Source organism: Fundidesulfovibrio sp., from assembly GCF_058402725.1.
This window is the reverse complement of record NZ_JBZVFJ010000007.1, coordinates 44,433-53,415: the sequence shown is the minus strand read 5'-3', so window position 1 is coordinate 53,415 and position 8,983 is coordinate 44,433. Positions and strand designations below refer to the sequence as shown.

At 69.3% G+C, this 8,983-nt stretch carries 10 protein-coding genes; 9 read left to right on the top strand and 1 reads right to left on the bottom strand.

The window, feature by feature from the left end; all coding sequences use genetic code 11:
- The first annotated feature begins 127 nt into the window (after nt 1-127).
- The 5 genes from ACV4UX_RS02155 (at nt 128) to ACV4UX_RS02135 (ending at nt 4,642) form a co-directional block, all read left to right on the top strand.
- Complete coding sequence (locus ACV4UX_RS02155) at nt 128-802, top strand: ABC transporter ATP-binding protein (protein WP_491591688.1); 675 nt, start codon at nt 128-130, stop codon at nt 800-802.
- A complete protein-coding gene (locus ACV4UX_RS02150; RefSeq protein ID WP_491591687.1) occupies nt 759-2,045 on the top strand; it encodes an ABC transporter permease in 1,287 nt (428 codons plus the stop codon). Before ACV4UX_RS02155 ends, ACV4UX_RS02150 begins: the two co-directional genes overlap by 44 nt.
- 218 nt (nt 2,046-2,263) lie before the next feature.
- Complete coding sequence (locus tag ACV4UX_RS02145; RefSeq protein ID WP_491591686.1) at nt 2,264-3,391, top strand: metallophosphoesterase; 1,128 nt, start codon at nt 2,264-2,266, stop codon at nt 3,389-3,391.
- Complete coding sequence (locus ACV4UX_RS02140; protein WP_491591685.1) at nt 3,388-4,266, top strand: hypothetical protein; 879 nt, start codon at nt 3,388-3,390, stop codon at nt 4,264-4,266. Before ACV4UX_RS02145 ends, ACV4UX_RS02140 begins: the two co-directional genes overlap by 4 nt.
- The gene (locus ACV4UX_RS02135; RefSeq protein WP_491591684.1) at nt 4,247-4,642 is read left to right on the top strand and encodes a PqqD family protein; all 396 of its coding nucleotides are present in this window, start codon (nt 4,247-4,249) and stop codon (nt 4,640-4,642) included. Before ACV4UX_RS02140 ends, ACV4UX_RS02135 begins: the two co-directional genes overlap by 20 nt.
- A 168-nt stretch (nt 4,643-4,810) precedes the next feature.
- On the opposite strand, the gene ACV4UX_RS02130 is transcribed toward ACV4UX_RS02135, so the two are convergent.
- Nucleotides 4,811-5,653: a purine-nucleoside phosphorylase gene (locus ACV4UX_RS02130; RefSeq protein WP_491591683.1), complete on the bottom strand. Its 843-nt coding sequence runs from the start codon at nt 5,651-5,653 to the stop codon at nt 4,811-4,813.
- 47 nt (nt 5,654-5,700) lie between these two features.
- Between ACV4UX_RS02130 and ACV4UX_RS02125 the strand changes: the two genes are divergently transcribed.
- The 4 genes from ACV4UX_RS02125 to ACV4UX_RS02110 are packed head-to-tail and all read left to right on the top strand — an operon-like array spanning nt 5,701 to nt 8,971.
- Nucleotides 5,701-6,456, top strand: coding sequence for a motility protein A (locus ACV4UX_RS02125; RefSeq protein WP_491591682.1), 756 nt, complete (start codon nt 5,701-5,703; stop codon nt 6,454-6,456).
- Nucleotides 6,446-7,183 (top strand): OmpA/MotB family protein, encoded by a 738-nt coding sequence (locus tag ACV4UX_RS02120; protein WP_491591681.1) that lies wholly within the window; start codon nt 6,446-6,448, stop codon nt 7,181-7,183. Before ACV4UX_RS02125 ends, ACV4UX_RS02120 begins: the two co-directional genes overlap by 11 nt.
- Nucleotides 7,180-7,581, top strand: coding sequence for a PilZ domain-containing protein (locus ACV4UX_RS02115; protein ID WP_491591680.1), 402 nt, complete (start codon nt 7,180-7,182; stop codon nt 7,579-7,581). Before ACV4UX_RS02120 ends, ACV4UX_RS02115 begins: the two co-directional genes overlap by 4 nt.
- Nucleotides 7,559-8,971: an ATP-binding protein gene (locus tag ACV4UX_RS02110; RefSeq protein WP_491591679.1), complete on the top strand. Its 1,413-nt coding sequence runs from the start codon at nt 7,559-7,561 to the stop codon at nt 8,969-8,971. Before ACV4UX_RS02115 ends, ACV4UX_RS02110 begins: the two co-directional genes overlap by 23 nt.
- The last annotated feature ends 12 nt before the right edge of the window (nt 8,972-8,983 follow it).

Here is an 8,983-nt window from a genome sequence, read left to right as displayed (position 1 = left end):
CCCGCCGGATCTCTTGCGACATGGCAACCTGTTGGCGCCTCGGACTTTTGGTCTGGGACGCCGCCAGCTTTTTGCTTGGCCGCGAACCTCTCGACCTCGCCGTCCCGATCTGGCAGAGTCCCCGCCCATGGAAGACGTCCCTCTCATCCGCCTGGAGCAGGCCGCCAAAACCTACCATCTGGGCGACGTGGAGACCCACGTGCTGCGCGGCGTGGACCTGGACATCGCCGCGGGCGAGTTCGTGGCCCTGCAGGGCCCTTCTGGATCGGGAAAGTCCACGCTCTTGCACATCATCGGCCTGCTGGACCGGCCCAGCTCCGGGCGCTACCTCCTGCGCGGGCAGGACGTCTCCCAACTGGACGACGACGCCCTCTCGGGCCTGCGCAACCGGCTCATCGGCTTCGTGTTTCAGAGCTTCTACCTGATCCCCTACGCCTCGGCCCTGGACAACGTGCTCCTGCCCGGGCTCTACGGCGACAGGCCCGGCCAAGAACTCAGGGAGCGCGCCGCGCACCTCCTGGAGCAGGTGGGCCTGGGCGACCGCATGCGCCACAAGCCCTCCCAGCTCTCCGGCGGCCAGCAGCAGCGCGTGGCCCTGGCCCGCAGCCTGCTCAACGATCCCGACCTCATCCTGGCCGACGAGCCCACCGGCCAGCTCGACTCCGCCACCTCGGCCGAGATCATGGCCCTGCTGGCCCAGGTGAACGCCCAGGGCAAGACCATCGTCGTGGTCACCCATGACGAGGAGACCGCCAGCCATGCCAAGCGCCGCGTCCTGGTTCTCGACGGCCGCATCGCGTGAGGCCCTGGCCCGGGCGGCGCGCATGCGGCGCGTGCTGGGCATGGCCTGGGGCGCGCTGTGGGCCTTCAAGCTGCGCTCGGTCTTCGTGATCCTGGCCGTGGCCCTGGGCATCGCGGCCCTCACCATCATTATCGCCTCGGTGGACGGCGCGCGCCGCAAGACCCTGGAGATCGTGGAGTGGTTCGGCCCCGACGCCGTGCTCGTCTTCGGCGGCAACATCGAGACGCGCGCGGTGGGGCAGCGCACCCTCACCCTCACCTGGGCCGACGCCCTCTCCATCGAGCGCTCCCTGCCCGGGGCCTACCTGGTGGTGCCCATGCGCTCCAAATCCCAGGTGACCCTGCGCAACGGCAACCGCAACATGGTCACCCCCGTGGTGGTCGGGGCCACCGGCGACTACGCCCAGGCCTGGAACTGGCCCCTGGCCGAAGGGCGCGACCTCACCGAGGAGGACGTGAAGCACTCGGCCAAGGTCTGCCTCATCGGCGACAACCCCGCGCGCGAACTCTTCGGGGACGAATCGCCCATCGGCAAGGTGATCCTCGTGCAGGACCTGCCCGTGCAGGTGGTGGGCAGGCTCTCCTACCGGGGCTTCGCGCCCGGCGGCGGCGGAAGCTCCGTGGACGACCGCCTCATCATGCCCATTTCCACGCTGACACAGCGCTTCCACCTGGAGCGCAACTACTTCCGCGCCCTGCGCGTGAAGTTCCTCGAACCCGAATTCATGGACTCCCACATCGACGGCCTGCGCTCGCTCCTGCGCCACAACCACGGCCTGCGCATCGAGGACTCGGACGATTTCTCCATCATCTCCGCCAGCGAGGTGCTCAAGTTTCTGAGCATGATCACCGGGGGCATCATGGTCTTCCTGGGCATCACGGCCGGGGCGGCCATGCTGGTGGGCGGCTTCGTGCTGGCCAACCTGCTCTTCCTCTCGGTGAGCGAACGACGCGAGGAGATCGGGCTCAAGAAGGCCCTGGGGGCCACCTCCACGGCCATCACGGTGCAGTTCCTGGCCGAGGCGGTGCTGCTCACGCTGATCGGGGCCTTCGTGGGCATCGCCTTGGGCGTGGCCATGGGCCAGCTCCTGGCGGGCCTGGGAGTGCTGGAGATCCGCCTCTCGGGCAAGCTCTTCGCCATGGGCCTGGCCTCGGCCCTGGCCATCGCCCTGATCTTCGGGCTCAAGCCAGCGCGCGGCGCGGCCGCCCTGGACCCCATCGAGGCCCTGCGCGGCGGCGGATAGCAGCCTGCTGAAAAATCCTCGCTGGCCGCGTTGCTGGAAAAAACCAAACCCTCACGTAGGGGGACTACGCTTCGGGCTTGGCTTTTCCCAGCGCCTTGCCAGCGAGTTTTTTGAACAGGCTGCCCGAATCGGTTCTTTCCATGGGCGGGTGGGGCGGCTGTTTACAGCCGGGGCCAAGTCTGTCAGAGAGGCCCCGTGACCCCCTTCGAGGTTGCTCCATGACCCTTCTCGGCTTTCGCGGCGTCCACCCCCTCGCGCTCCTCATCCTCCCGGCGGCCCTGGCGGCCGTGTTCGGGGGCTTCTGGCTCCTGCGCCGCCACCGCGCGGCCCTGGACGCGGCGGCGGTCCGCATCTGGCTGGCGGCCTGGGTCGCCTTCGCCTTGGGCGCGGCGGGCTTTTTCCCCCTGGTGCGCGTGGCCCACTCCAAGTACCTGCTCCTCTACTATCTGTGCGTGCTGGCGGTCTTCGCGGCGCTCACCCTGGGCCTGGCCCTGCGGGTCTCCCTGCGCCGCGCCGCCGTGCCGCATCTGCCCGCGCGCCGCCGCCTGCTGGCCGGGGGGCTTCTGGCCTGCGCCGGGGCCGCCTGCACCAAGGCGCTGGCCGAATCCTCCGCCGGAGAAACCGTGGTGGATGAGCGGCAGATCCTGCTTGAGCGCCACCCCGACGCGCCCCGGGGCCGGGAGCTGCGCCTGAGCCTGGTCACGGACCTCCACGCCGGGTTCTTCCTGCCCCAGGCGCACCTGGCGCAGGCCCTGCGCCATGTGGAGGCCTTCGCTCCCGACGCCGTGCTCTTCGGCGGCGACCTGGTGGAATACGAACTGGAACACCTGGCCGAGACCGAGCACTTCCTGCGCGAACTGGCCCGCGTGGCCCCCGTCTTCGCGGTGCTGGGCAACCACGACATCTACGTGGACGGCGGGCGCGTGGCCCGCTTCCTCTCCGGATGCGGGGCGCGGGTGCTGCGCGGCGAGTCCGTGCCCCTTGCCGGTCCCTGGGGCCGCTTCACCCTGGCGGGCCTGCGCGACGCCTACGAGCCCGGGCTCTCCTGGCGTTGCCTGGAAGGCCAGGACCCCGCCGTCACGCTCATGCTGGCCCACAACCCCCAGCTGGCCCTGGGCGTTCCCGAGGGCCTGGCCCCGTGGCTCACCCTCTCGGGCCACACCCACGGCGGCCAGATGCGCCTGCCCGTGATCGGCGCGGCCATCAACCAGGCCGACCGCCGCATCGGTCCGGGCCTGGGCGCGGTGGACGGTCGGCGCATGGTCGTCTCGGCGGGCCTGGGCTATGCCGGGCTGCCGGTGCGTCTGGCCTGTCCGCCGGACGTGACCCACGTCGTGATCGCATGAGCGCTCTCCGGGAAATCGCCTGGGACGGGCTTGGCCTTGCGGTCCCTTCCGCGTGGGAGCCCGCCCGCGTGGGCTTGGGCTATCTGCGCCTGGAGGACGGCTCGGGCCCCCGGCTCACCCTGCGCTGGCAGCGCCTGAAGCCCGGGACCGTCCCGGAAAAGGCCCTGAAGCGCCTGGCGCGGCGCGGGGTGCTTGCGCGCGAGGAGCGCCCCGCAGGGGTGCTGGAGGCCTCGTTGCGCGCGCTGGGGGAGGGGGCCTGGGCCTGCCGCACGGGCTCGGGCAGGGGGCCGGACGCCGTGTTTTTCGCCCCGCCCGGATCGGGCCTGGCGGTGCTGGCCGCGCCCCACGCCCGGGAGGGGGAGCCCGCCCTGCCGTGGACCCAGGCTCTCGCCTCCGTGAAAAACCTTCCGCACGGGACCTTTCGCCTCTACGACGTGGCCGGGGAGGCCCCGGCAGGCCTGCGCCTGAAGGCCTTCGACCTCAAGCTGGGGCACTACCGCCTTTCTTTCGCCGGGCGCGGCGAGACCGTGGAGTTCCACCGTTTCGCCCCGGCCGAGGCCATCCTGCGGGGCCAGACCCTGGAGGGCTGGGCGGGGAAGGTACTGTCCCAGGCCTTCGGCGAGCGCGGGGACTTCAGGCCGGGATATCTGACCGGCAGCCCGGCGGCGTTCTGGAGGGCGGCCGCGCCCGGGATGTTCGTCCGGTTGACGGGGGATTTGCTGGCGCGATGTTTCGAGGCGGCCCGGCCGGTGTCGGGCGTGGTCTGGCGTGCGGACCGCTCGCGCATCCTGGCGCTGGCCGCGCGCACGCGCCGGAGGATGACCCGCGAGGAGCTGGAGGAGGTGTGCGGCAGGTATGTGGCCCTGGAAACGTAAGCCTCCGCCGCCCGCCCCCGAGGAGCCGGGGCGCGAGGAGCGCCTGGCCATGCGTCCGGCGCGCAACCGCATGGTGCGCGAGGAACGCCTGGAGGGCGGCCTGGCGCGCCTGACGTATCTGTCGGCCTACCGGCCGTGGTTCGCGGGCCTGGCCCGGCGCGTGGGGGCCTGGGACGGCACGCCGCTGCAGAAAAAGCTGGAACTGGACGAGCTGGGCACGTTCTGCTGGGACTTGATCGACGGCGATCGCACGGTGAAGGAGATGGCCCTGGCCCTGGGCGAGCGCTACGGCGTGCCCGCCCGCGAGGCCGAGCTTTCGGTGGCGGCCTTCCTGCGGGAGCTGGGCCGCCGGGGCCTCATCGGGGTGCGGGAGTAGAGCGGACGCGCGGGATTCACGGCCGGTTCGTCCGGCCCGCGTGCCTGGTCCTGGGCGTCGGTTTCTCCGTCGGTCTGGCCTGCCCCTCTGCCGGGGAGCGCGGACCGACCGATCGGAAGACGATCGGCCCGCGCTCCCCGGCAGAGGGGCAGGCCAGACCGACGGAGGCTACAATTCGGGGGCCACGGCCTCCAGGAGCCGCCAGAGCTTGACGCAGGCCTCGGATGCGGCGTCCAGCACGCACTCCAGGGTCACCTCCGCCATGCAGTCGGGCAGGTTCTGGTTCACCAGACAGGAGAGCCCCAGCACCTCCAGGCCCATGTGGCGCGCCGCGATGACCTCCTGCACCGTGGACATGCCCACGGCGTCGGCCCCGAGCAGGCGCAGCATGCGCGTCTCGGCCGGGGTTTCCAGCTGGGGGCCGGTCACGCCCGCGTAGACGCCTCGCTCCAGGCGAAGGCCCAGGCGCAGGGCGGCCCGCCCGGCCGCCTCGGCCAAGCGCGTGCTGTAGGCCCGGCTCATGTCCGGGAAGCGCGGCCCCCAGGCGTCCACGTTGGGGCCGGTGAGGGGGCTTAGGCCCGTCAGATTGACATGGTCGGAGATGACCAGTAACTCCTTTACTTTATGGAGCGGGTTGAGAGAGCCCGCCGCGTTGGCCGCCACCAGGACGCCGGCCCCCAAAAGGGCCGAAACGCGCACCCCCAGGCACACCTGGGCCGGGGTGTAGCCCTCGTAGAGGTGGAAGCGCCCGCTCCAGACGAGCACGCTCGTCCCGGCCAGGCGCGCGGCCAGGAGCTGCCCAGCATGCCCCGGCACGGTGGAGCGGGGGAAGCCCGGGATGTCCCGATAGTCCAGCCGGTCGAGTATCTCCAGGGACGGGGCCGCGCGGCCCAGCCCCGTGCCCAGCCCCATGGCTGCCCTGGGCCGGAAGCCTTCCGGGAGCCTGGCGCGCAGGAAGGCCGCCGCGTTCTCCGCCGTGTTGCGTTCCTGCGCCGTGTCGCGTTCCTGCATGTGTGTCTGGCCTTGCGGGTTGGGGTCGGGGAAGTAGAGGTGACCTGATGGATTTCGCGACGCTTCTGGGGCTGACCACGGGCCTGGGCCTGGTGGTGGGCGCCATCATCATGGGGGGCTCGTTCCTCCAGTTTCTCGACGGCCCCAGCGCCATGATCGTCCTCGGAGGAACCACGGCCGCGCTCTGCGTGAGCCACCCCATCGAGGAAGTGTTACAGGCCTTCAACGCCTTCTTCAAGATCTTCTCCTCACGCAAGGTGACGGCCCAGGAAGTGGTGAACGTCATGGTGCGCATCGCGGAGATTTCGCGGCGCGAGGGCCTTCTCGCCCTGGAGAACATCCGAACGGACAACGTGGTGCTCAAGAAGGCCTGCAAGCTCATTGCCGACAGCGCCGGGCCGCAACTCATCCACGACACCCTGCGCATCGAGATCCATTCCCTCAAACGCCGCCACCAGATCGGCGAGACGGTGTTCAGGTCCCTGGGCACGTTCTCTCCGGCCTTCGGGCTCATCGGCACGCTCATCGGCCTGGTGCAGATGCTGGGACGCCTGAACGATCCCAAGAGCCTGGGGCCGGCCATGGCCGTGGCCCTGCTCACCACGTTCTACGGGGCGCTCCTGTCCAACCTGTTCTTCCTGCCCGTGGCCGCCAAGCTGCGCGCGCGCACCTACCAGGAGGTGCTCAACCTGGAGATCATCTTCGAGGGCGCGCGCTGCATCCTGCAGAACAACAACCCCCTGCTCGTGCGCGACAAGCTTTCCTCGTTCGTGCCGCCCAAGGAGCGCACCGTTGGCAGATGACCAGGGCCGCCTCGACGAAGACGACGAGCACGAGGACATCCCCCAGGTGTGGCAGATCACCATGGCGGACATGTCCATGCTGCTGTTGTGCTTCTTCATTTTTCTCTTCTCCCTGGCCACCCTCAAGCCCGAGAACGTCTCGGAGACCCTGGAGAGCGTGCGCCAGCGGCTCAAATCCGAGAAGGCTCCGTTCAAGAAGACGCCCGGCGCGCAGTCCATGGAGGAGAAGGTGCTCGAACAGCTGAGCCTGCGCGAGCAGCTCATCATGCGCCAGCGCCAAGTCTACCAGGACCTCACCGCCTACTTCCAGGGGCGCGGCGAAACCACCTTCAAGACCACCCTCCAGGGCTCGCGCATGACCGTCTCCGTGCCCTCCGACGGCATGTTCGAGGCCAGCGACGTGACGCAGCTCACCAACGCCGGGAAGCAGCGCCTGCTCCTGGTCAAGGATTTCCTGGCCCGCCACCCGGACCAGCGCGTGCACATCAAGGGCTTCACCGACGACACGCCGCCGCCCCCCCAGGCGCGTCTGCGCAACAACTGGGAGGTTTCCTCCCTCCAGGCCGTGTCGGCCCTGCGTTTCCTCCTGTCCCAGGGCGTGCCCGCGAACAGGTTGACATCCACCGGGTTAGCTGATTTAGAACCGCTGCTCCCCAACACGAGCGAGGCGAACCGGGCCAGGAACCGCCGCCTGGATTTCGTCATGGAAGTGCAGGTTGAGGGATGAAGAACGACCTGATGTTCACCTACGAGACCGAGAAGGAGGCCAACCGCCAGACCTTCCGCGCTCGTTTCCCGGACATGACGGCCTGGACGCTTCCCTTGGAGCGCTCATTCCCCGTGCACGACATCAGCGCCGGGGGCGTCTCCCTGGACGACCCCGGAGGCGCGCTCGCGGAGCAGACGGAGCTGGTCCTGGACATCCAGGTGAAGGGGCGCACCCTCATCAGGAGCCTCAAGGCCCAGGTCGCCCGGCGCAAGGGCGCCATGGCGGGGCTCAAGTTCAAGGACCTGACCCGGCGACAGGAAGAACACCTGGACAAGCTGGTGCTCGAGGTCCAGAAGTACCTCATCGCGAAGCAGAAAACCGGCGGGAGCCACATTGACGACGACAACCAAACATAAGGTGCTGGTGGCCAACCGGGGCGAGATCGCCCAGCGAATCATCCAGGCCTGCCGCAAACTGGGCCTGGATTTTGTTTGCGTCTTCACCCGGGAAGACCACGCCTCCGGGCACGTGTCCATGGCCCGCGAACTGGGCGGCGAGGCCGTGCGCATCAGTTCCTACCACGACGCCAACGAACTCATGGCCGTGGCCGACCACGCCATGGCCACCGCCGTGCACCCCGGCTACGGCTATTTCGCCGAAGACTACCGGTTCGCCCGGCGCGTCAGCGAACGCACGCGCCCCATGATCTGGATCGGCCCCAGCTGGCTTGTGATCCGCACCCTGGGCGACAAGATCAACACCAAGCGCCTGGCGCGCTCCCTGGGCGTGCCCACCGTGCCCGGCTCCGACCGCCCCGTCTACGACGAGCTGGAAGCCGAGGAGATCGCCGACTCGCTCTTCCGCTTCCAGGCCGAGCAGGGCATCGACAACGCCCGCGTGCTGGTGAAGGCCTCGGCGGGCGGCGGCGGCATGGGCATCGAGGAGGTCCAGAACCTGGACCACTTCAAGACCGTCTACCGGCGCATCCGCAACTACTCCAAGCGCCAGTTCCACGACGAGGGCGTGCTCATCGAGCAGCGCATCCTCACCTTCAACCACCTGGAAGTGCAGATCGCCGCCGACCGCCACGGCAACGTGGCCCACTTCGGCACCCGCAACTGCACCATCCAGTCCACCGGACGCCAGAAGCGCGTGGAGATCGCCCCCGGTTTCGCCCCGGACCAGGTGAAGTACTCCTTCGACGCCGCCAAGGTGCTCGCGGACATCACCGCCCACTCGCTCTCCATCGCCCGCGAGGTGGGCTACGACAACGTGGGCACCTGGGAATGGATCGTCACCCCCGCCGGGCAGCCCTTCCTGATGGAAGTGAACACCCGCATCCAGGTGGAAAACGGCGTCTCCGCCGCCATCGCCCGCATCAAGGGCAAGCCCGGCGTGGACATCATCCGCGAGCAGATCCGCATGGGCCTGGGCGACCCCATGGGCTTCACCCAGGACGACATCACCTTCGAGGGCATCGGCATCGAGTACCGCATCATCGCCGAGGACCCCGCCAACCGCTTCACCCCCTGGGTGGGCCGCATCGACCGCTTCGGCCCACCGGCCTTCTCCTGGGCCGAGCTGCACTCGCAGATCCCCCGGGACAAGCCCTACGACATCCCCACCGAGTTCGACCCCAACCTCGCCCTGGCCATCATCTGGGGCAAGAACCTTGAAGAGGCCAAGGCCCGGGGCGTGCAGTACCTCGACGGCCTCGCGCTCGAAGGGCAGGACCAGGCCGGGGCTCCCATGAAGTCCAACATCGCTTTCCTGCGGGAGAAAACCCGCGATATCCTGGTGTTCTAGGCCGACGGGCCA

Coding starts and splice junctions, on each gene's coding strand:
- ACV4UX_RS02135 (WP_491591684.1), top strand. CDS start 4,247: ATGTGGCCCTGGAAACGTAAGCCTCCGCCGCCCGCCCCCGAGGAGCCG.
- ACV4UX_RS02140 (WP_491591685.1), top strand. CDS start 3,388: ATGAGCGCTCTCCGGGAAATCGCCTGGGACGGGCTTGGCCTTGCGGTC.
- ACV4UX_RS02150 (WP_491591687.1), top strand. CDS start 759: ATGCCAAGCGCCGCGTCCTGGTTCTCGACGGCCGCATCGCGTGAGGCC.
- ACV4UX_RS02145 (WP_491591686.1), top strand. CDS start 2,264: ATGACCCTTCTCGGCTTTCGCGGCGTCCACCCCCTCGCGCTCCTCATC.
- ACV4UX_RS02115 (WP_491591680.1), top strand. CDS start 7,180: ATGAAGAACGACCTGATGTTCACCTACGAGACCGAGAAGGAGGCCAAC.
- ACV4UX_RS02125 (WP_491591682.1), top strand. CDS start 5,701: ATGGATTTCGCGACGCTTCTGGGGCTGACCACGGGCCTGGGCCTGGTG.
- ACV4UX_RS02130 (WP_491591683.1), bottom strand. CDS start 5,653: ATGCAGGAACGCGACACGGCGCAGGAACGCAACACGGCGGAGAACGCG.
- ACV4UX_RS02155 (WP_491591688.1), top strand. CDS start 128: ATGGAAGACGTCCCTCTCATCCGCCTGGAGCAGGCCGCCAAAACCTAC.